The sequence below is a fragment of the Bradyrhizobium iriomotense genome, from assembly GCF_018129405.1.
Classification (GTDB): domain Bacteria; phylum Pseudomonadota; class Alphaproteobacteria; order Rhizobiales; family Xanthobacteraceae; genus Bradyrhizobium; species Bradyrhizobium iriomotense_B.
The window spans coordinates 66,600-85,045 of sequence record NZ_JAFCLP010000019.1 but is presented as its reverse complement, the minus strand read 5'-3'; the positions used below and the strand labels follow the sequence as shown (position 1 = coordinate 85,045).

The 18,446-nt window shown below is 61.8% G+C and carries 27 protein-coding genes and 1 tRNA gene; 18 read left to right on the top strand and 10 right to left on the bottom strand.

Annotated features, from left to right (window positions below; all coding sequences use genetic code 11):
- The first annotated feature begins 465 nt into the window (after positions 1 to 465).
- A complete protein-coding gene (locus JQ592_RS29785; RefSeq protein WP_211406337.1) occupies positions 466 to 612 on the top strand; it encodes a hypothetical protein in 147 nt (48 codons plus the stop codon).
- A gap of 192 nt (positions 613 to 804) precedes the next feature.
- On the opposite strand, the gene JQ592_RS29780 is transcribed toward JQ592_RS29785, so the two are convergent.
- From JQ592_RS29780 to JQ592_RS29770, 3 genes are all read right to left on the bottom strand, one after another.
- The gene (locus JQ592_RS29780; protein ID WP_167336508.1) at positions 805 to 942 is read right to left on the bottom strand and encodes a hypothetical protein; all 138 of its coding nucleotides are present in this window, start codon (positions 940 to 942) and stop codon (positions 805 to 807) included.
- 637 nt (positions 943 to 1,579) lie between these two features.
- Positions 1,580 to 1,876 (bottom strand): HU family DNA-binding protein, encoded by a 297-nt coding sequence (locus JQ592_RS29775; RefSeq protein ID WP_008558895.1) that lies wholly within the window; start codon positions 1,874 to 1,876, stop codon positions 1,580 to 1,582.
- Positions 1,877 to 2,087: 211 nt separating this feature from the next.
- Positions 2,088 to 2,228: a hypothetical protein gene (locus JQ592_RS29770; RefSeq protein ID WP_211406336.1), complete on the bottom strand. Its 141-nt coding sequence runs from the start codon at positions 2,226 to 2,228 to the stop codon at positions 2,088 to 2,090.
- 134 nt (positions 2,229 to 2,362) lie between these two features.
- Here JQ592_RS29770 and JQ592_RS29765 point away from each other — a divergent pair, with 134 nt between their 5' ends.
- On the top strand, positions 2,363 to 2,665 hold the full coding sequence (locus JQ592_RS29765) for a hypothetical protein (RefSeq protein WP_211406335.1): 303 nt from the start codon (positions 2,363 to 2,365) through the stop codon (positions 2,663 to 2,665).
- 78 nt (positions 2,666 to 2,743) lie between these two features.
- Here JQ592_RS29765 and JQ592_RS29760 read toward each other — a convergent pair whose 3' ends face one another.
- The gene (locus JQ592_RS29760; protein ID WP_211406334.1) at positions 2,744 to 3,079 is read right to left on the bottom strand and encodes a GYD domain-containing protein; all 336 of its coding nucleotides are present in this window, start codon (positions 3,077 to 3,079) and stop codon (positions 2,744 to 2,746) included.
- A gap of 353 nt (positions 3,080 to 3,432) precedes the next feature.
- On the opposite strand from JQ592_RS29760, the gene JQ592_RS29755 reads away from it, so the two are divergent.
- A complete protein-coding gene (locus JQ592_RS29755) occupies positions 3,433 to 3,927 on the top strand; it encodes a hypothetical protein (RefSeq protein ID WP_211406333.1) in 495 nt (164 codons plus the stop codon).
- Positions 3,928 to 4,223: 296 nt separating this feature from the next.
- Here JQ592_RS29755 and JQ592_RS29750 read toward each other — a convergent pair whose 3' ends face one another.
- A complete protein-coding gene (locus tag JQ592_RS29750; protein ID WP_211406332.1) occupies positions 4,224 to 4,487 on the bottom strand; it encodes a hypothetical protein in 264 nt (87 codons plus the stop codon).
- On the bottom strand, positions 4,487 to 4,687 hold the full coding sequence (locus JQ592_RS29745; protein ID WP_211406331.1) for a hypothetical protein: 201 nt from the start codon (positions 4,685 to 4,687) through the stop codon (positions 4,487 to 4,489). The genes JQ592_RS29750 and JQ592_RS29745 overlap by 1 nt, the downstream gene beginning before the upstream one ends.
- A 207-nt stretch (positions 4,688 to 4,894) precedes the next feature.
- Here JQ592_RS29745 and JQ592_RS29740 point away from each other — a divergent pair, with 207 nt between their 5' ends.
- The 7 genes from JQ592_RS29740 to JQ592_RS29710 all read left to right on the top strand — a co-directional run bounded on the left by JQ592_RS29740 (position 4,895) and on the right by JQ592_RS29710 (position 10,475).
- Complete coding sequence (locus JQ592_RS29740) at positions 4,895 to 5,221, top strand: hypothetical protein (RefSeq protein ID WP_211406330.1); 327 nt, start codon at positions 4,895 to 4,897, stop codon at positions 5,219 to 5,221.
- A gap of 113 nt (positions 5,222 to 5,334) precedes the next feature.
- Positions 5,335 to 5,736: a helix-turn-helix domain-containing protein gene (locus JQ592_RS29735; protein WP_211406329.1), complete on the top strand. Its 402-nt coding sequence runs from the start codon at positions 5,335 to 5,337 to the stop codon at positions 5,734 to 5,736.
- Positions 5,733 to 6,590, top strand: a complete 858-nt coding sequence (locus tag JQ592_RS29730) for an IS3 family transposase (protein WP_211406328.1) — start codon at positions 5,733 to 5,735, stop codon at positions 6,588 to 6,590. Before JQ592_RS29735 ends, JQ592_RS29730 begins: the two co-directional genes overlap by 4 nt.
- A 233-nt stretch (positions 6,591 to 6,823) precedes the next feature.
- Positions 6,824 to 7,708 (top strand): trypsin-like peptidase domain-containing protein, encoded by an 885-nt coding sequence (locus JQ592_RS29725; RefSeq protein ID WP_211406327.1) that lies wholly within the window; start codon positions 6,824 to 6,826, stop codon positions 7,706 to 7,708.
- Positions 7,709 to 7,868: 160 nt separating this feature from the next.
- Complete coding sequence (locus JQ592_RS29720; RefSeq protein ID WP_211406326.1) at positions 7,869 to 8,255, top strand: hypothetical protein; 387 nt, start codon at positions 7,869 to 7,871, stop codon at positions 8,253 to 8,255.
- Between the two features lie 725 nt (positions 8,256 to 8,980).
- Positions 8,981 to 9,433, top strand: a complete 453-nt coding sequence (locus JQ592_RS29715) for a VOC family protein (RefSeq protein ID WP_080138742.1) — start codon at positions 8,981 to 8,983, stop codon at positions 9,431 to 9,433.
- 403 nt (positions 9,434 to 9,836) lie between these two features.
- Entirely contained in the window at positions 9,837 to 10,475 is a 639-nt protein-coding gene (locus tag JQ592_RS29710; protein ID WP_211406325.1) for a glutathione S-transferase family protein, read from the top strand.
- Positions 10,476 to 10,672: 197 nt separating this feature from the next.
- On the opposite strand, the gene JQ592_RS29705 is transcribed toward JQ592_RS29710, so the two are convergent.
- The 3 genes from JQ592_RS29705 to JQ592_RS29695 are packed head-to-tail and all read right to left on the bottom strand — an operon-like array spanning position 10,673 to position 11,394.
- On the bottom strand, positions 10,673 to 10,840 hold the full coding sequence (locus JQ592_RS29705) for a hypothetical protein (RefSeq protein WP_211406324.1): 168 nt from the start codon (positions 10,838 to 10,840) through the stop codon (positions 10,673 to 10,675).
- Positions 10,841 to 10,845: 5 nt separating this feature from the next.
- Positions 10,846 to 11,091 carry a hypothetical protein gene (locus JQ592_RS29700; RefSeq protein WP_211406323.1) on the bottom strand — a complete coding sequence of 82 codons (246 nt, stop codon included), beginning with the start codon at positions 11,089 to 11,091 and terminating at the stop codon, positions 10,846 to 10,848.
- A 48-nt stretch (positions 11,092 to 11,139) separates the two neighbouring features.
- Positions 11,140 to 11,394: a PilZ domain-containing protein gene (locus JQ592_RS29695; protein ID WP_211406322.1), complete on the bottom strand. Its 255-nt coding sequence runs from the start codon at positions 11,392 to 11,394 to the stop codon at positions 11,140 to 11,142.
- A 225-nt stretch (positions 11,395 to 11,619) separates the two neighbouring features.
- Here JQ592_RS29695 and JQ592_RS29690 point away from each other — a divergent pair.
- The 8 genes from JQ592_RS29690 to JQ592_RS29655 all read left to right on the top strand — a co-directional run bounded on the left by JQ592_RS29690 (position 11,620) and on the right by JQ592_RS29655 (position 18,096).
- Positions 11,620 to 11,694, top strand: a tRNA-Glu gene (locus JQ592_RS29690).
- A gap of 96 nt (positions 11,695 to 11,790) precedes the next feature.
- Positions 11,791 to 12,435: a hypothetical protein gene (locus JQ592_RS29685; protein ID WP_211406321.1), complete on the top strand. Its 645-nt coding sequence runs from the start codon at positions 11,791 to 11,793 to the stop codon at positions 12,433 to 12,435.
- A gap of 179 nt (positions 12,436 to 12,614) precedes the next feature.
- Positions 12,615 to 13,241, top strand: coding sequence for a PilZ domain-containing protein (locus JQ592_RS29680; RefSeq protein ID WP_211406320.1), 627 nt, complete (start codon positions 12,615 to 12,617; stop codon positions 13,239 to 13,241).
- Between the two features lie 122 nt (positions 13,242 to 13,363).
- A complete protein-coding gene (locus tag JQ592_RS29675) occupies positions 13,364 to 14,362 on the top strand; it encodes an acyl-CoA desaturase (protein ID WP_211406319.1) in 999 nt (332 codons plus the stop codon).
- Positions 14,363 to 14,501: 139 nt separating this feature from the next.
- Positions 14,502 to 14,744, top strand: a complete 243-nt coding sequence (locus JQ592_RS29670) for a hypothetical protein (protein ID WP_211406318.1) — start codon at positions 14,502 to 14,504, stop codon at positions 14,742 to 14,744.
- Between the two features lie 344 nt (positions 14,745 to 15,088).
- Positions 15,089 to 16,129 carry a PrsW family glutamic-type intramembrane protease gene (locus JQ592_RS29665; RefSeq protein ID WP_211406317.1) on the top strand — a complete coding sequence of 347 codons (1,041 nt, stop codon included), beginning with the start codon at positions 15,089 to 15,091 and terminating at the stop codon, positions 16,127 to 16,129.
- A 69-nt stretch (positions 16,130 to 16,198) separates the two neighbouring features.
- Positions 16,199 to 16,777, top strand: coding sequence for an HdeD family acid-resistance protein (locus tag JQ592_RS29660; protein WP_211406316.1), 579 nt, complete (start codon positions 16,199 to 16,201; stop codon positions 16,775 to 16,777).
- 233 nt (positions 16,778 to 17,010) lie between these two features.
- Positions 17,011 to 18,096 (top strand): 3-deoxy-7-phosphoheptulonate synthase, encoded by a 1,086-nt coding sequence (locus tag JQ592_RS29655; protein ID WP_211406315.1) that lies wholly within the window; start codon positions 17,011 to 17,013, stop codon positions 18,094 to 18,096.
- Between the two features lie 55 nt (positions 18,097 to 18,151).
- Here JQ592_RS29655 and JQ592_RS29650 read toward each other — a convergent pair whose 3' ends face one another.
- The gene (locus JQ592_RS29650; RefSeq protein ID WP_211406314.1) at positions 18,152 to 18,406 is read right to left on the bottom strand and encodes a hypothetical protein; all 255 of its coding nucleotides are present in this window, start codon (positions 18,404 to 18,406) and stop codon (positions 18,152 to 18,154) included.
- Positions 18,407 to 18,446: the final 40 nt, after the last annotated feature.

Genomic DNA, 18,446 nt, shown 5'->3' with positions numbered 1-18,446 from the left:
CTCCAAGCAGCAGCAATCGCAACGCGATTGGGCTTTTAACCTAACCGAATAGGGTTATCGGCTTGCGCGAAAGCTTTCGTTAGGCGTTCGCGCAGCGCGCCCGTTGCCCTGCACAGCTTTGTTCAGGCCGCGACCGAAGGCCAATTGCATTCGCCGTCCAGCTTTGTTCCAGCTTCGACTCCATTTCGTTCTCGAAGAACGAATCGGAATCGAAGAAATCGGCGCGGAGCAACTGTTAACAAGAGGTGTGGAGCACGCGCGCGAATCGCCGGTCACCGCGAGCCGATCGAGTTCGCAGAGACACACAGTACCCACGGCCGGCTTGGCTCCGCATCGGGATTCAAGTCAGTCGCGACTTGTTCCGCATCCGACTCCATTTCGTTCTCGCAGAACGAATCGGAATCGAGAAAATCAGCGCGCAGCGTTTCCTAACGATCGATGAAGTCGCACTGCGCCGCTGCGTCAGTGGCAGACATCTTCGGCGGCACGAATGTCGAGACGACCGCAAACACGATGACGATCTCGCGGCAGGGTTCGCATCGAAAGCTGTTGGCCGAGCTCGCCGTCATCGGCCTGGCGCATCGCGGGCATATCATGGTGCGCGAACGCTGATGCAGGATGATGGTTCCTACGCGAGCGGCGGCGAGCACACGGACACACAGCGCCACGCGCCAACGCAACCCGCGATGACCGGCCTGCGATCAAAAACTCAACGCACCGCCCCCTCGGCGATATCAGATCAAGTGCGCGCCGCCAGAACGGGACCGCGCCTGCCTGATGTCGTCGATCCCGGCCGAACGTACGTCACGCCGCCCGCTTGCCTTTGCCCTTCTCGGAAAAGCATTCGAGGATCTGGATGCGGAGCTCTTCCGCGGCGGGGCCTTCGACCTTCCTGAGTTCGTTCCAGAGCCGGATCACTTCGCGCTGCTTTTCGACGGTCATGAGTCACCTCCAAGGTGACCTAACTAGAACAAAAAGAGAACACGAAGTCCAGCCCCTCCGCGAGATTTCCGCGCAAATCGTCTTGAACCTTCCGGGCGCTGCGCAGACTCATGAAGGCTGGGGATTTCAGCGCCCAGTCACATAGCAGCGCCGCGTGGACGAGCATATTCCGTCGCCGCGGCGCTGTTGCATTTTGGATTTTCAACCTTAAGTTAGAGCTATGACTGACGGCCAGGCGCTGAAATCCCATCGCCGTCAGTTTGGAAAACCCCGCGCGCATCGCGCGGGGTTTTTCTTTTTAAAACCGCCGGCCGAAACGAAGCGTCTCGAAACGCGGCTTTCCGTCCCACGTCGAATTGCATGAAGGCGACGTGAAGCTGCTTCTGCGAGCTTCAGGTGCTGTGGGTGATCCTCGCGCTCGCGGGACTGCTCGCGATCGCGTTCGCCGAGCATGATCTCTTCGTCAGACCGTGAACCTTTGGCAGGCCCGCGCGTCTAACTATTGAAGCTTCCCCCAGGCTTCCCCCATTAGAAAGCCCCGCTTCCCCCAGGCGGGGTTTTCGCTTTTCGCGAGGGATGATCGCGCCGTCCCGCGTGTCGTTTCGTCCGGCACGCAAGGCGGCGCGTGAGCGCCGGATCAGACGGCGTCCTTGGCCACCTTCAGCGGCGAGGCCTTGACCGACTTGCTCGCCGGCTTGGCCGCAAACTGCATCGGCTCCTTGGTGAAGGGATTGATGCCCATCCGCGCTTCGGTCGCCGGCTTGTTCACGACCGACATCTTCACGAAACCGGGAATAACGAACTCACCGGACTCGTTGAGCTCCTTGTAGCCGACGGTGGCCATGTACTCGATGACCGACTTCACGTCGTTCTTCGAGAGCTGCGTGCCCTCGGCAATCGCGTCGATCAATTGAGTCTTGGTCATCTTCGCCATGTCTGGAATCCTTCTGAATTGGGTGGGTGTGAGCTGTGAGGTCACTTGCCGGGCACATGACAAAACCGCGCAGCGCGCTTCGTGGTCATGCCGGCGGTCAGGAAGTCACGGGGCTTAGAACCCATCGAGGCCGAAAACGCAAGCCGCAGTTTCACGTGAATCCCGTCACTTTTTGCTGCCGCCTGCCACCCGTCGATCGAGAGCTGACGCGCTATATCAGCCGCGACATCGCGAAGATGCGTCCGGCACCATCGCCGTCGCGGCGCGCAATGTGATGGCCTTCAGGGAGTCCCCAACCGAACCACCAGGCCGCAACACCGATCGCGACGAAGCTCAGGCCGACGGCGGCCACGAGCTCGACGGCGTTCTCCAGACCGAAGGAGTCACCTCACCGTTAAACTTGTGATGAGAGGCATGTTGTTGAGACTTCAGTAACCTAACGCATCCAAGCTTCATTAGGTATCGTTGCGTTGGAGTATCCCCACAGTGCTGAATTTTGACGAGCTGCGTGAACTCGCAGCCGATGTTCGCGTTTTTGTCGATGTCGCCGAGGACAAGGCCGAGGCGCTGAGAGCCGTGATCGCGGCTTATGACGTAGTGCTGGCGATCTTCCCGTCCGCGGAAGGAATGGGCCTGCACGTCATCAAGGGCAAGGAGATCCTGGACAGGATCGCGACATCGCGGACCCATGCGATCTACAGCCACACGGCCATCGCGGTTCCCGATCTCGAGCATGCGAAAGCGCTCAAGTACCTGACGACGCCCGTCGCGCAACGGATCGCCGCGTAGCCTGAGCATGAGTTCGCGAGACCGCCGCTCAAAGCGGCGGTCCGCGGCCTCGCATTGTGCGGAAAACAGTTCGAACGATCAGCTGCCGGGTGGGCTATAGGACGAGCGCAGCTTGGCCGCGTTCTGCCGCACCTGCTTGATCTCGTCCTGCGTGTACAGGCGCATCAGTTTCACGTTTTGCAAGGTGCCCGCCGTGACGGTGAGGCCGGAGATGGCAGGCGCCGCACTGGGATCAGGCACGTCGAAGATCACGAGAACGCCGGGTCCGTCGACCGCGACGCTGTACATCGAGACCAGCTTTCCGCCGGCCGCCTCGACCAGCTTTCTCGCCGCTTCCTGGCGATTGGTCGTGGGATTTTCCAGAATGGCATTGAGAGCGCGCGGCGTGTATTGCCCTGTGAGACAGAAATGCATGTTGCTTGCTCCGTTCTGAAATGAAGACGCGCATCGCGACGATGCTGATCGTCGCGACGGTGGGATCTGAAATAAATGGAGTACACCGCCCGCCGTGGGCATAAACGCCGCCAGGTACTGACGAGGTTTCGGCACACCTCGTTGGCGGCTCGCTATGGAACATACATCAGCGTGGACGCGTGTGAAAGGCGGTTTCGGAAAACCTGCCGGAGAATGTCCGTCCGACCGAACGTCCTCATTCAGGAAAGTGGCTTTCTTATTCCCGTTGGCCAACACAACCAACCAGGAATGATGACGCCACGCTGGTAGGATGCTCCGGCTGTTGTATGGTCGGATGTTTCTCGCGAGGGCTGATGAAGATTGCCATTGTTATCGCCGGCTTGATCGTTGTGGCCATTGCCGCCCTCGTGGCGATCCAGCCGGGGTTTTTGAAGCCCGCATCGCTGGCCAATGTGAAGAAGTCCGACATCCTCGGCTTCTCGCCCGGGATGACATTGGAGGAGACCAACAAAGTCATCACGCAACGCCGCTACCGCTGCCGCCAGCTTCGCGACACCTTCACCCTCGAATGCGCAGTCGATGGCGCCAAGGTCACGATCGACAGCGACGACGTCGACGCCAGGCATCCGATCTGGCGCGTCCATGCGGCGCTGAACAATCCCGGGCCGCAAGACGCCGCCGTCAAATCGATCTCCGACCAGTTCAACGCCCAGCCGGCGAAGGATACCCGCGAGGGATGGATCTGGATCGTCGGCCGCGGCTTGAGGCTGAGCTACGACGGCGCGGCCTTGACGCTCGTGGACGAGTCCGAAGAGGCCGGGCGCGGCAAGGACGGATCAAGGCGCTGAAGCATCATCCTGAATGATGCCACCGGAATCCACCGGCTATTTTCACTCTCGCATGTCGCTGGTCGCGAAGTGGCATCCGAATGCCACCAGGACCAGAGTGAACGACGCGCCGAGCAAGATTCGCAGAGCCAGTTCTGTCCCCTCGCTCACATACCGGACGTCGTGCCGGTGCGCGTAACGCTCGGGATGTGCGGCATCGGGCGCTTGCGGAGAGCTTGTCAAAAGCACGAGCCACGCGACGGTGCCGCAAATCGCAGCAACCCTCGCAACCTTGCCTAACCTCTGAAGCCAGCTCTTCATGCCTCCCTCAGCACCTTTACAGCGCTGAGAATGACGAAAGCACCCAGACCGTAGACGAGCGCATTCACGAGCCAGGAAATGGCGATGCCGAGGAAGGAGGAGCCTCCTACCGCTCCCCAGAAGAAATACGCTACGGTGATGCCAGGCCATTCCAGCGAAAGATAAGCGAAATCGGTCAGCGGCTCGATGGCGAGGAGCACCAATGAGACGAACGCCCCGATGGCCAATGCGATGCAGAAGTTTGTCTTCACGGAGGGCATCAAAGACCCAGCAGCCCGGCGATAACAGGAATGAGGAAATAGGCGGCGATCCCGAGCAGACCGCCCACGACAAAGCGTGCAGCGCGGCCGTGAATCTTCGTGTCGAGCCACGCACAAATGGCCAATGCAGCCTGTCTCAGCCAGCTGCCGACGAGGCTTCTGGCGAGATCGAACAGGAATTCTGCAAGGAAAGCGGCCATGGCGTTTAGTCGCCCCCGCCTCTGGCGGGGTTCAACTGCGCTTGCGTGCCGCGGAGGGCACGGCCGGCGCACTCGCTCATCCGACCTTGCCCTGCCCGGTTATAAATCTTATCGAGCCGCATGTGTATGATGTGGCTAATGACTTACCGCATGGTTTGCATGCCGTGCGACCGGCATGATAGTCAGACGGCCCAACCGAGACAATTCATGGCATGCAAGAATGTCTATCCGTTCGCACTCGCAGTCCTGATGTTCGCGGGTTCGGCTCGCCTATCGGTGTTCGTCACGTGGCTGGGATTTCCCGACGGATTCATGTCTCAGCTGGATCGCGCCGAGCAGCAATTGGCCATCTGCCTGACCTGGTTCAGCCTCGCCTTCGGGATCGGATTCCTTGGCCTCGGCGTATGGTCATTCCGTGCAGATGTGAGGAAGCCACTGATATATGCGAGTATCCTCGTCCTGCTCGGTGCTGCGGGCTCTGTCGCGCTTGATCTGCATTTTCGAAGCTACATGATGGACAGCGCCGGCGGCTGAACGTCCGTACGGTGTGAGCGAGATATGGATCTTCGCACTACGGTGACAGTGTTGGACTGCACCCCTGAAGTGAGACACGATAATTACAGTGACAGGCATTTCGAGGATGACCTGTGGCAGGACGAGGAAAGAAGCGTCAGTTTCCGACGGCTTACAAGTTGAAGGCAATCAAGCGGGTTGAGCGAGGCGAAGGCGTCCTCCCTGTGGCCCGCGAGCTTGGAATCTCCCGCAAGATTCTCCATGACTGGATCAAAGCCTGGAACGCCGCTGGGCCGGACGGTTTGAACCGGAAGCCCGGACCCAAACCTGGCCCCCGCAAGCTCAAGCCGCTAGCGACGTACGACGACAAGCGCTCCGCCCTCGCGCTTGCCAAAGCCCGCATTGCCGAACTCGAACGGCTGGTGGGCCGCCAGCAGATGGACCTCGATTTTTTTCGGCAAGCCTTGCGCGCATTGGAGCGGCCGGCAGCGCAAGGCAAACTCGCACCCGCATCATCGAAGTCATCAAAACCATGACATCGAAGACGATCGATGCTCATGCCGATGTGCAGCGCCTGTGTCATCTCGCGGGTCTGCCGCGCGCGACGTATTATCGCTACCAGGCCAAACGCAGCCGCGAGACGGCCGAATGCGAGCTGCGCGACGTGATCCAACGCATTTGCCTCAAGCACGTCTTCTACGGCTATCGGCGGGTGACCGCCACCCTTCGGCGCCAAGGCATGGTCGTAAACGCCAAGAAAGTTCAGCGACTTATGCGTGAAGATAACCTGCTGGCACAGCGCAAGACGCCGTTCCTGAAGCCGCCCGCGGAGCGGCCATCGGGCTTTCTCGTCGTCCCGAATCTGGTCCGTGGCTTGGTGCCGTCCGCACCCGACCAGATTTGGGTCGCGGACATCACCTATGTGCATCTGGCTAAATCCTTCGCCTATCTCGCCGTCATTCTCGACGCGTTCTCGCGCAAGGCTGTTGGCTGGGCTTTCGAGGACACGCTCGATGCCTCGCTTGCCATTGCCGCGCTGGAGAAGGCCATCGCGGCTCGGGGACCGGCCCCCGGCAGTCTGATCCATCACTCCGACCGCGGCGTGCAATACGCCTCCATCGCCTATCGCCAGCGGCTTGCCGATCGCGACATCACCATCAGCATGAGCAGGCCGGGCAATCCCTTCGACAACGCCAAGGCTGAAAGCTTCATGAAAACGCTCAAGGCTGAACAGATCAACGGTAAGGCCTTTGCCGATCTGGGCGATGCCCGCCGCCACATCAACAGCTTCATCGCGGAGGTCTACAACAAAGAGCGCCTGCACTCGGCGCTCGGATACCAGTCGCCCCTTGAGTTCGAAACCGCCTTCGCGCAAAACAACGCGCGGTAGCGCATCGTGACAACCCCACTGTCACTGTAATTATCGTGTCTCACTTCAGGGGTGCAGTCCAGTGCATTCAATTTATTCGCCATCGCCCACCCGGCCGGCTCTGCGGGTTCAGTCCACGCTTAGCGGACAGCCCAATTGAGTGCACCGTCACCGCAATTAGGCTTGATATTGCACGATTTGGGCGGTACGCCTCGTCGACATCTTTTGGTTGTATTCGTAAAGAGCGGGCCGCAATGTCCATAGGGAGTGAAGTCCAAGATCAAGGACGGAAAGCAATTGACATGTTCTTAGCGGCGGTAACCTACCCCGTCGTCTGGACAAACGGCGATCGCCTAGAGACCCTGGGCAGTGGTGTGCTTTTTCGACATGGCGACCGCCACTTTCTCCTTACCGCCCGACATCTATTCGATGACTACGACAAGAAGACTCACACTGAATTTCCTTACGATGGCCTTGTCGGTCCAATTGACCTAGCGACCATTGAGCCCAGAAAGCTAGGTCGAAAATTTGTGCACATCACCCACGGCAATAGGGCAACCTCAGGCGACATCATCGCAATTGAACTCCTGGATGATGCTTTCGTTCGAAAGTTGAAGCTAACGTGGCAATTCATAGACATCGAACACTTCGATCTCCCAGATCGCGACTCTCTCTATTTCGTCGCAGGATTTCCCAAGATACGAGAGCGAAAGACAGGCGAAATGATCGGCGCGTCATTCATGAGCCTAACGACTCAACGACTTTCGACTGCGCCGACAGGGGTTAAAAAATACGACGCGCGGTACGACGTTATCTTGGACTACGACAAGACAGCAGCAGACTCTTACAACGGCAACAAACCTGTCGACGCACCTTTCGTCGGTGGAGTAAGCGGCGGCCCTGTATTCCGTGTTGCCAGCAAGGCTCCCAAAATCTGGACGCCCAAAACTGGCATTGCATTTATGGGACTTCAGGTCAGCTCGACTAAGACAAACGCGTGGCTTCGAGTAAAGAATGTCCACGCAATACATAGATACTTTGACGACGCTATCCCTTCAATTGGGGCGTCGATTGCGAAAAAGTTGGGAAAGCGTCCCCGACTTAATCCTTCCATTGCGCCCCGAGCGAGGTCACCGTAGTTGGTTACGGTGACATTGCATCACCCTCATATCCCGCTCAAAATGCTTGGCTGCGCGGCCAACGCAGCACAACCATTTGCTTTAGTTCACCTTTCGGGCCAAGGCCTGAGTGCACGCATTGGTACAACTCCTTCGGGGGCTTTTGTCTTGGGGACGCCAAATGAAGATGCCGCTTTACCTTGCCTGCGATCTTATAGGGAAGCTTCTTATTCTCGGCTCGATCGGTGTCCAACTTCTTGTCATGGCACCTATGGCAGACGAGGTATCGGAAAACCGGATCAACGCTCTTGTCGAAATGGCCCTGCTAAATCAGCGCGTCATCATGCTCAACATGGGCGTGCCCCCTGACAACTCTCCGTCGAAAAAGGGGATCGCGGGAATGCTAAAGGACGAATGGGAGGAACTGGATCGCAAAGTTGATGTCGAGTTAGCAGTCCCGCCCATCCTTCATCGGACACGGAATACTTTTATTGTCCTGTTTGCGCTCGGGACCATTCTTACGATCGTCGGGACGTACTTGGAAAAGCGCAACAAGCCCGCCGCCTAGCTAGCCGACCTCGTCGCAGAATAAGCCCCTCATCGAAGGCCGCCTATTGCCGTTTCAGCACCACAGTGACAGTGCTGGACTGTAATTTGGTCAACGGCAAGATGGCGGCGGTGTTCGTTGCTATGCGCGCAGCATGGTTGGCGGTCGCACTTCGCGTGAGGGGCTATGACCGAAAAGGCCCCGGTGTCACCGCAATTTCGGCATTCTCACGGGTGGAGAGGCGACGCGTCGGATCGAGCGACCCCAGTCAAGCGCACAAACGAAAGAGCCGCCCCGAAGGACGGCCTCTCAAAATAGTATCTAACCGAAAGTAATACCTTAAATGGGGTCTCTCGACCCCAAGTACCATCAACGTTTTCGGTTGATGGTGATGTTGATCGTTAGATAGATCAGCATGCTCAGCTCCTTCCCACCGTTATGCATCGCGGCTGATGGTTTTGCAGCTAGCTAGTCTGCAAGGCGCCATGAAGCACAGCGCCAAGTCGTTCGCCAGAAGTTTATATTCTAGGCGCGAGGGAACCAAATCAGACATGCTGGACAAGCAGACCTCTCAAATCACGGCCCAGCACCGAACAATCAGTCTTCGAGCTAGCGCGACTCCGCGAGCTGCTTCCCCCCTCACGCACAGCCGCCCCCTGCCCCTCCTCCCACTTTCCTGCTATCTCCTACCCCCGCCGTCCCGGCCCAAAGCAAAACCCTCCATCCGTCAAAAGGGAGCAACAACCATGCGTTATCTCCACACCATGCTGCGCGTGCGCAATCTCGATGTCGCGCTGAAGTTTTACCAGGATGCGCTGGGGTTGAAGGAGGTGCGGCGGATCGAGAACGATAAGGGGCGGTTCACGCTGGTGTTCCTGTGCTCGTCGGACGATCTCGACGCGCTGAAGGATCAGCCCAAGACGCGCGGCGCGCCGCTGGTCGAGCTCACCTACAATTGGGACGAGGAGAAGTACGGCGAGGACCGTTTCTTCGGCCATCTCGCCTATGAGGTCGACGACATCTACGCGACCTGCGAGAAGCTGCAGAAGGCCGGCGTCACCATCAACCGTCCGCCGCGCGACGGCAACATGGCCTTCGTGCGCTCGCCGGACCTGCACTCGATCGAGCTGTTGCAGAAGGGCGAGCCGAAGCCGCCGCAGGAGCCGTGGCTGTCGATGCCGAACACCGGCCATTGGTAAGGCCTGATCGGTAAGGCCCGCGCGGCAGGAACAAGCCCGTATCGGGGGCGTTCACTCCTCAACGATACGATTGGAGGAGAACGCGATGGGACGCGGAATCTTGTTGTGGATGCTGGGCGTGCCGATCCCGGTGATCATCCTGCTGTGGCTGTTCTTCGGCCACTGACGTCGGGCTCAGTATGCGATGAAAAAGCTCCGCCCCGGGCGGAGCTTTTTGCATGAGGGGCTCGGCGCAATCGCCGACCTCCGCGATCCGAAATTCGGCTATCACCCGCACGGCGGTGGACCGTAGCCCGGATGGAGCGAAGCGTAATCCGGGACAGTCTCGCCGCACGAACAAACCCCGGATTGCGCTGCGCTCCATCCGGGCTACGACACCGGGTGCGCCGCGGGGAGAAGCTTCATGCCTGACACCAAGCCGACAATCTGGGGCCGCGCCAATTCGATCAACGTGCAGAAGGTGCTGTGGTGCCTCACCGAGCTTGGCCTTGCCTACGAGCGCATCGACGCCGGCATGCAATACGGCAAGACCCGCGAGGCCGACTATCTCGCGATGAACCCCAATGCGCGGATCCCGACGCTGGTCGAGGGCGACTTCGTGCTGTGGGAGTCGAACTCCATCATGCGCTATCTTTGTCTGGCCCATGGGCGCGGCACGCCGATCTATCCGGACACGCCGAGGCTGCGCACCAGCGTCGACCGCTGGCTCGACTGGACGCTGTCGGCAGTGCAGCCGGTCGACCGCCCGGTGTTCTGGGGCATCGTGCGCACGGCGCCCGCCGAGCGCGACATGATCCAGGTGCAGCGCGATGCCGATGCCGCCGCCGAGGTCTGGGCGATCGCCGACAATCTGCTCGCCTCGCGCCGTTTCATGGAGGGCGACCAGTTCACGCTCGCCGATATCGCGATCGGCTCCTACGCGCGGCGCTGGCTCGGTGTCGAGGGCATCAGCCGGCCGGCCCAGCCGAACCTGACGCGCTGGCTCGCCGAGCTCGGCAAGCGGGGTGGATTTGCACAGTTCGTCGCACCCCCGATGTCGTGAGCCGGCGGCGGCGCTTAAAGCGCGACGCGCGCACGGAAAATCGCCGTTCGGCCGCGAATGTTCGCCGCCGCTGCGCGACTTGACGGCTACTGTGCATGGGGTTGTTTTCGCAGTTTTTTGTTTGCATAGCGTTTTCGAGCGAAGTGGATACCGGTTCGCGTGAAGAAAACGCGTCCAAACAAACAAGACCTCCGCGCCTAGAGCCAGCCGCGCTCGACCAGCACCACGCAGATGATCAGCACGAGCGTGACGACCGCGGTGGCGAGCTTTGCCGTCCAGCTCATGCCGCGGCCGACCCACCACAGCAGCGCGCAATACACCAGCACGGGGACGAGGATGTCGAGCCGCAACAGGTCCGGCGGCATGCGCTTCAGCGCCTGACGGCGGCGTCGACGCTGATCGCACCGCCGATCTTCACGCAGGTCCCAGTCGCCTCGACCAGATGGAAGCCGGCTCCATACGATGCGCAGGCATTCGCCTTCGCCGTGGCGGAGGCGTCCTTCAGCGGCAACGCCTTGCCCGCCCGCGCCGGCTCGGCGGCGGGAAGGCGCAGCGTCTCGGCCGCGGCCGCGGACGTGATGAGCAACGTGATCAGGATCAGGAGCAGCGCACGCATGCCGACCTTCTAGCCCGGACGGGCGCGGCGCGCCATCCGCGGGCGAGGTCAGATGAACCTGACGCCGGCCGACTTGCCGCGGCGCCAGATCACCTGGCAGCTCCGCCCGGTACGGGCATCGCGCGCGAAGGCCATCCGGATCACGCCGGGCAGCTGGCTCGCGTCGTCGTCCATGGTGATCTTGGCGCCCGTCTCGGAGATGTCCTGGACCAGGCAATGCCGTGCCGCGAACCCGCCGTCGAGCGTGATCCAGGCATGCCGCGACAGCAGCTTGCGGGCGGCCCGCTTCTTGGGTTGTGGCATCGGCGAAAACTCTCCCCCTCCAGCGCTAGCTCAGGGAACCCTAAGAAACCGTTGAAATCGCCTCCGAATGATCCCGGGGCGAGGCTATCCACCGGTTCCAAAAGACGTTCCCGAACGGCTTGCCCGCAGCCGCAAAGGCCACTATACGTTCGCCCGCTGCAAGCCGCCGGGTACGACTCAGGTGGTCGGCGGCCGTGCCGCCCAAAGCGGCGGGGCCCTGCGTTTGCTCCCTTCGTCTATCGGTTAGGACGCCACCCTTTCACGGTGGAGAGAGCGGTTCGATTCCGCTAGGGAGCGCCACGTGCGAGACCGCACAGGGCCGCGATATTTACCCCTGCAGTGAACCTCCCCGCCCCTGGCCTCCGACCAATGCTCGATTGGAACCGGTGCAGGCCCATGGCGCAGCGCAAATCCCCCTCGGACAGCCAGCTCGGCGTTGCCGGGCAGCCGCCACCCTGGATGCACCGCGCCGCCCCCTACGCGCCGGAGCGCCGCGCCAAGATGCTGGAGCACATGGCGCGCGCTAGATCGCTGCCGCAGGGGCAGGCCGCACCGAAGCCACCAAGCACGAATGATGTGGAGATCCTCTGCGACGTCATCGGCCACGTCGTGCTGTTCGGCATCATCGCCATCCTCTTCATGTCGCGTATCCCTCTCTATGTCGGCGCCTTCCTGTTCTTCACTGACGGCGACCGGATCGAGCGCATGCTGGCAGCGACCGGCATCCGGTTCGAGCCCGATGCGATCGGGCCAGATATCGTCAAGGGCTTTGCGTCCTGGTTCGGATGGTTCGCGCTGCTCGGCGCACTGAAAGGTTCGGTCCCCGCCTTGGTCGCGCAATGGATGCCTCCGGCCGAGTCATGGTCGGTCATCGCCGGCATCGCCCTTCTGTTCGCTTGCCTCGAAGTGTTCGGGTCGTTCGCGATCCGGCGCGCATTTGCATGGTCCGGATTGCAGCACCGGTCGGATGGTCTGATCTGGTTGACGATCAAATTGCTGATCAGCCTCGGCCTGCTGGCCCTGGTGGTGCTGCTCGGATAAGTGCCGCAGCTGTTGCTTCTGCCGCGCTCGGCAATGACGATGTTGTGAGAGCATCACGGTGCGCAACGCCCGGCGCATTTACCGGAAATTTACCCCTGCTCCTGAGCGACGGTATCATTTGCTTAGAATTTGACGGCTACCGTGGATTTACGGAAATCATCCGCAACCGATTGGCGTTCATGTCCGTCGCAGAGTTCCTCAGGCAGCGAGCAGTGGAAGTCACCGTGAGCGGCAGCTACTCGCTGCCGCGCTGGTACGATTGCGAGGGCCAGCTGCGCACCTTCGCCTGCCGGACCAAGCGCGTCTCGCCGTTCCGGATGATCGTGGACGTGCCCGTCGTCGGCAAGGTCGGCGAGCGCGTGACCTCCTACTTCCAGGATTTCGGCGAATTCCAGTGCACCATCAGCGCGACGCTGAAGGCAGGCTTCCTGATGGAGCTCGAGATGACGCGGGCGCGGCGGGCCTGGATGTCGGAAAAGCTGACCTGGCTCGAGAAGAAGCAGAAGGACGCCAGCGTCCAGGAGCTGCGGCGTGACGCCCGCTTCGTTCCGCAGGTCTCGCACACGCTGCTGACGCTGGCCGACGGCAGCATCCATCCCTGCTTCATCATCGACGTCTCCACCGCCGGCGTCGCCATCTCCTGCGAATACGACCCACCGGTCGGAACCGCGCTTGCGGTCGGCGCCTGCGTCGGGCGGGTCATTCGCAAATTCGACACTGGCTTCGCGGTCAAGTTCGCCGAAAAGCAGTCGCGCGACGACCTCGTCCGCCTGATCGTTCGCTCGCCCCTGGCGCAGTCAGCCTGATACCGGCCGGGCCGATCTTAACTCTTTCTTAACTAAACGCTGGAGGCGGAGGCCCCTGCGCGATAGGGTGTGGCCCAGTACGTCCGCAATCAGTGCGGGCCTTAAGTATTGGAAATCCCGGAATGTCCATCGCCGAGTCCGCCCCGGCTGAAATCGCAAAGACCACCGTCACCGCGGCCAAGCCACAGCTCCCACCCGGGGTCGTGACCGAGGGACCGCTGGTCCAGGCCAAGCTGCGCGAGAGCTATCTCCTGCTCGGCATCCTCTATGTCGGCGCGGTCGCGGGCATCGTCTGGGCCGTCACGCAAGGCGTCGGCAAGGTCGAGCTGTTTACGTTCGCCTGGATGTTCGCGCTGACGACGTTCGGCATCGGCGCCGGCATGCACCGCCTGTTCGTCCATCGCAGCTTCCGCACCGGGCCGATCATGCGCGTCTTCTTCTGCGCCCTTGCGCAGATGGCCGTGCAGGGCTCGATCGCCAAATGGGTCGCCAACCACCGCCGCCATCATCTCTACGCTGACGACGTCGGCGATCCCCACAGCCCGCAATTCGACGGCTTCGGCAATCGCTATGCCAGCGCCCTCAAGGGCTTCCTGCATGCCCAGGGCAGCTGGGTGTTCGACCAGGCAACCACCGACAACGAATACTACGCCAAGGACATCCTCGCCGATCCCATCGCGATGTTCTTCGTGCGCACCCGCTGGGTCTGGTACGGGATGTCGGCTGTGTTCATCCCCGGCGTGGTCGGCTACATCTTCGGCGGCGTGCACACCATGATCGGCTGCGTGCTGTTCTCCGGCCTGCTCCGCGCCTATCTGCTGATCCTCACCAGCCAGCTTACCGGCTCGGTCTGCCACGCCTACGGCTATCGCCGCTTCGAGGTCGACGACGCCTCGACCAACGAGTTCGTGACCACGATCCTCACCTTCGGCGAGGGTCTGCACAACAATCACCACCGCTTCCCGCGGGACGCCTATATCTCGCACGCCTGGTGGGAGATCGATCTCAACGGCCTCATCATCCTGGGCTTGGAAAAGATCGGCCTCGTCCACGATGTCTTCCACGCCTCGCACCGTCAGCTGGAGCGGGCCGAAGCACAGGCGGCCTCGACGGCGCGCTGAACCGGCAGGCGGCGGCCGCGCGTTGCGGCCGTCTTGCCTCCGCATCGCCGCCCTATCGCGGCCCCATTGCGGGATCAGCTTTTGACGGTCCGTGCCGCGTGCCGGACGTCAATTTGCGGACTTGCGATCGGGGGACCGGATGCCAGTCAACAAGATCACCTGGGACAGGGTCGGCCGGGTCACCGAGCCCGGCCGCTACATGTACACGTTCGGCTGGCTCACCATCACCGCCGACGATCTCGAGATCTGGAAACAATACCCCAACGCCGCATTCACGCTGCTCGCGCACCATGCCGAGGCGGACGCGTTCATCGGCGAGGAATTCCATCTCGGCGCCTTCGACATCGCCCCCGAAGGGCCGCCGCCGTTCACCACGCACTGAAGACCGGCCGCACAACGAAGCGTGGCTAGGCCGCTTGGCTTATCCGTGCCTTGTCGAGACTCGCCTCTGGACTCGGTGTCGGAGCACGTGCATCGTGAATCGAAGAAACCTGCGCATTCCCTTGATCTGGCTTGCCAATTCCCACCCAGGCCGTGAGGCGCCGCCGTTGTCATTGATGGCGAAGCGGTTCCGTCATGCAATTGATTGCGCTCGTATTCTACACATGGCGGTCCCGATGAACGTTGGCTGTCGCGCTCGTTAAGCGAGGCGACAGCCTACGCATGACAGATGGTCGCATCGGTAGAAGTAGATAAGCGGATCAAGGGAACCTATTTTCGGCGCCGATGTACCTGATTGAAGCGTTACCCACCGTCATCGGAACTGCCGCCATCGCTCCGGCGCTGCTGATGCTGTGGCTCGTCATTGCCGCCGAAGAACGCCCTGGCCCGCCGGCCCAGGTCTGGACCGCGTTCCTGTTAGGTGCGGCCAGCATTTCCCTGCTGGGCCTTGCCCGCGCCCCCTTCGCCAAGATGGTTGCGGCTCCCGACAATCCCTGGGCGGCGCTGGCCATGCACTCGATCTTCGGGGTCGCGCTGCCAGAAGAGGCAGTCAAGGTGATTGCCATCGTGTTGGTCTCCTCGACCAAGCGGCGGACCTTCGCCAATCCGATGGACACCGTGGTCTATGGCGCCGCGGTCGGCCTCGGCTTCGCCGCCTACGAGAACCTCGCCTATCTGGTCCAGCATGCCGAGATGTGGCGCTCGCTGGCCGCCTTGCGCAGCGTGCTGACGGTACCGTTCCACGGCGCGCTCGGCATCATCGCGGGCGCCTACCTGACCATCGCGCGCGCCGGCACGGCGCTGGGCGCGAACCGCCACCATCGCGACTGGGCCCGCCTCTCCAGCCGCCTCTTGATCTTCGCCGGCCCGCTCGCTCTGCATTCGGCGTTCGACTTCCCGCTGCTCACCCTCCAGCGCATGCCGGATCTCGATCCCAACTTGCGGATGTGGCTGGGCGGCGCCAGCCTCCTGATCGGCTTCAGCTCGATTGCCTTCGCCATCCGCCTCGTCCGCCGCGTCGCGCGCCATCACGCGCCGCGCACCGATGTCGCACGGGAGCGGCTCAGCCAATTGCGCCGGATGTGGGCGCTGCTGCTCGCCGGTGGCGGCGTCGGCTTCCTCGGTCTTGCCTTCGTGCTGACCTCGATCCATCACTGGCTGATCAACCCCGAGCGCAACCTGACGCTGGCTCTGATCCCGATCGGCTTCGTCTCGATCCTGCTCGGCCTTGCACTTCTGATCGTCACGATCGCGATCTACATTCTTGGCCGCAACCGCGTTCGTACCAGTGGCGAAGGTTTTTCGTCTGTGCACGGCGGCGGTTGACGCACGGGTTGGCGAACGCGCTGCGCACCGGGTAGATTGGACGCATCGGCTGCCACGTTGGGGGTCACCATGACATTGCCCGAGGATTTTTCACGGCTTAAGTCCGCGATGAGCCAGGCGGTGAAAGCGCATTGGAAGGCCTTTCTGTTCGAAGGCATCCTGCTCGCCGCGCTCGGAATTGCCGCGCTGATCGTGCCGCCGCTCGCGAGCCTTGCGACCGCGATCTTTCTCGGCTGGGTGTTCCTGATCAGCGGCATCGGCGGGCTGATCGTCACCTACTGGGCACGCACCTCACCGGGCTTCTGGTGGTCGCTGATCTCGGCTGCGCTGGCCGTGCTCGCCGGCATGCTGCTGCTGGCCCGTCCGATGCAGGCCGTGCTGACGCTGACCATCGTGCTTGGCGCCTATTTCCTCGCGGAAGGCGTCGCCACCATCATGTACGCACTGGAGCACCGCCGCGAGCTCAGCGGCCGCTGGTCGTGGCTCCTGATCTCGGGTCTCGTCGACATCGCGATCTCCTTCATGGTGATCACGGGGCTGCCGAGCTCGGCGGAATGGGCGATCGGCGTCCTCGTCGGTATCAATTTGCTGTTCGGCGGCGCCACCCTAATCGGCGTGTCGCTGGCGGCGCGCAACAGCAACCCCTGAGACCCCTCATCGCCCGACCGGCCGATTGGGGGGTGACAACCCGCCAATGGCACGCTATATGGCCTGCCATGATCACCGTCGCCACCAGCTATTTTTGGTACTTTAGCTACGACAGCTTGCTGGCGGCAGGAGGATCGCGCTCAATCTGAATATTGAAGCAAACGTCCGAACAGCCGCCAGACCTGGCGGCTTTTTTATTGGCCGGCAGGTTCTAAAACAGACAGGAGCCCGCCGTGCTGAGCACGACAGACGATCTTCGTATCCGCGAACTAAAAGAGCTGAGCACGCCGGAAGAGGTGATGCGGGAGGTCCCGCGCACGCTCACGGCGACCCGTGTGGTCATGGCCGCGCGCAACGCGATCCATGCCATCCTCACCGGCCAGGACGACCGCCTGCTGGTCGTGGTCGGCCCCTGCTCGGTGCACGATCCCAAGGCCGCGCTCGACTACGCCGAGCGCCTGTCAAAGCTGCGCGAGGACCTCGCCGACCAGCTCGAGATCGTGATGCGGGTCTATTTCGAGAAGCCGCGCACCACCGTCGGCTGGAAGGGCCTGATCAACGATCCTGATCTCGACGGCAGCTTCGACATCAACAAGGGCCTGCGGCTGGCGCGCAACGTGCTGTCGGCGGTGAACAATCTCGGCCTTCCGGCCGGCGCCGAATTCCTGGACATGACGACCCCGCAATACATCGCCGACCTCGTGTCCTGGGCCGCGATCGGCGCGCGCACGACCGAGAGCCAGATCCACCGCGAGCTGGCCTCGGGCCTGTCCTGCCCGGTCGGCTTCAAGAACGGCACCGATGGCAATGTGCGGATCGCGGCGGACGCGGTGAAGTCGGCCTCGCATCCGCATCATTTCATGGCGGTCACGAAGCTCGGCCGCTCGGCGATCGCCTCGACCGCCGGCAACGAGGACTGCCACATCATCCTGCGCGGCGGCAGCAAGCCGAACTACGATGCGGCAAGCGTTGCGGCGGCCTGCAACGAACTGGCGAAATCCGGTGTCGCGCCGCTGGTGATGGTGGACGCGAGCCATGCCAATTCGAGCAAGAAGCCGGAGAACCAGCCGCTGGTGATGGCGGACATCGCCGGCCAGATCTCCGGCGGCGAAAACCGCATCATGGGCGTGATGATCGAGAGCAATCTCGTCGCCGGCCGCCAGGACGTGGTGCCGGGCAAGCCGCTCACCTACGGCCAGAGCATCACCGACGGCTGCATCGACTGGGCGACCACGGCAACCGTGCTGGAACAGCTCGCCGACGCTGTCGAAATCCGGCGCAACGCGCAGCGCGCGGGACTGCACGAGCGGTCGGCCTGACGTAAAGACCAATGCGGGCGGGGCGATGCTATTCGCGCCCTGCCCGCTATGGTGACTAGCAGCCGCGGCAGATGCTCTTGATCTTCTTGTCGAGCAGAGCGTCTTCCTTGTTCACGGGATTGTTCGGATCGCTCAGATTCTTCTCGCTGGGTACATCGCTGGCACGCGGCTGGCGATGACCAACAGGGGCTGGCAGCACCGATCCGGAGGACGCGCCGCTTGACGTCGATCCCTTGGAGCCGCCGGTCTGTGCAACCGCCGCGCCGCCAAGCAAGACCACGAGCGATGCTGCCAGCATGATCTTCTTCATATCCGTTCCTCCATTCTCAACGGGCGCTCCCACCATCACC

Bases quoted from the DNA above. Each gene is read 5' to 3' on its own strand.
- JQ592_RS29780 (WP_167336508.1), bottom strand. From the start codon at position 942: ATGACCGTCGAAAAGCAGCGCGAAGTGATCCGGCTCTGGAACGAACTC.
- JQ592_RS29775 (WP_008558895.1), bottom strand. From the start codon at position 1,876: ATGGCGAAGATGACCAAGACTCAATTGATCGACGCGATTGCCGAGGGC.
- JQ592_RS29760 (WP_211406334.1), bottom strand. From the start codon at position 3,079: ATGCATTTCTGTCTCACAGGGCAATACACGCCGCGCGCTCTCAATGCC.
- JQ592_RS29755 (WP_211406333.1), top strand. From the start codon at position 3,433: ATGAAGATTGCCATTGTTATCGCCGGCTTGATCGTTGTGGCCATTGCC.
- JQ592_RS29750 (WP_211406332.1), bottom strand. From the start codon at position 4,487: ATGCCCTCCGTGAAGACAAACTTCTGCATCGCATTGGCCATCGGGGCG.
- JQ592_RS29745 (WP_211406331.1), bottom strand. From the start codon at position 4,687: ATGGCCGCTTTCCTTGCAGAATTCCTGTTCGATCTCGCCAGAAGCCTC.
- JQ592_RS29740 (WP_211406330.1), top strand. From the start codon at position 4,895: ATGGCATGCAAGAATGTCTATCCGTTCGCACTCGCAGTCCTGATGTTC.
- JQ592_RS29730 (WP_211406328.1), top strand. From the start codon at position 5,733: ATGACATCGAAGACGATCGATGCTCATGCCGATGTGCAGCGCCTGTGT.
- JQ592_RS29725 (WP_211406327.1), top strand. From the start codon at position 6,824: ATGTCCATAGGGAGTGAAGTCCAAGATCAAGGACGGAAAGCAATTGAC.
- JQ592_RS29720 (WP_211406326.1), top strand. From the start codon at position 7,869: ATGAAGATGCCGCTTTACCTTGCCTGCGATCTTATAGGGAAGCTTCTT.
- JQ592_RS29715 (WP_080138742.1), top strand. From the start codon at position 8,981: ATGCGTTATCTCCACACCATGCTGCGCGTGCGCAATCTCGATGTCGCG.
- JQ592_RS29710 (WP_211406325.1), top strand. From the start codon at position 9,837: ATGCCTGACACCAAGCCGACAATCTGGGGCCGCGCCAATTCGATCAAC.
- JQ592_RS29705 (WP_211406324.1), bottom strand. From the start codon at position 10,840: ATGCCGCCGGACCTGTTGCGGCTCGACATCCTCGTCCCCGTGCTGGTG.
- JQ592_RS29700 (WP_211406323.1), bottom strand. From the start codon at position 11,091: ATGCGTGCGCTGCTCCTGATCCTGATCACGTTGCTCATCACGTCCGCG.
- JQ592_RS29695 (WP_211406322.1), bottom strand. From the start codon at position 11,394: ATGCCACAACCCAAGAAGCGGGCCGCCCGCAAGCTGCTGTCGCGGCAT.
- JQ592_RS29685 (WP_211406321.1), top strand. From the start codon at position 11,791: ATGGCGCAGCGCAAATCCCCCTCGGACAGCCAGCTCGGCGTTGCCGGG.
- JQ592_RS29680 (WP_211406320.1), top strand. From the start codon at position 12,615: ATGTCCGTCGCAGAGTTCCTCAGGCAGCGAGCAGTGGAAGTCACCGTG.
- JQ592_RS29675 (WP_211406319.1), top strand. From the start codon at position 13,364: ATGTCCATCGCCGAGTCCGCCCCGGCTGAAATCGCAAAGACCACCGTC.
- JQ592_RS29670 (WP_211406318.1), top strand. From the start codon at position 14,502: ATGCCAGTCAACAAGATCACCTGGGACAGGGTCGGCCGGGTCACCGAG.
- JQ592_RS29665 (WP_211406317.1), top strand. From the start codon at position 15,089: ATGTACCTGATTGAAGCGTTACCCACCGTCATCGGAACTGCCGCCATC.
- JQ592_RS29660 (WP_211406316.1), top strand. From the start codon at position 16,199: ATGACATTGCCCGAGGATTTTTCACGGCTTAAGTCCGCGATGAGCCAG.
- JQ592_RS29650 (WP_211406314.1), bottom strand. From the start codon at position 18,406: ATGAAGAAGATCATGCTGGCAGCATCGCTCGTGGTCTTGCTTGGCGGC.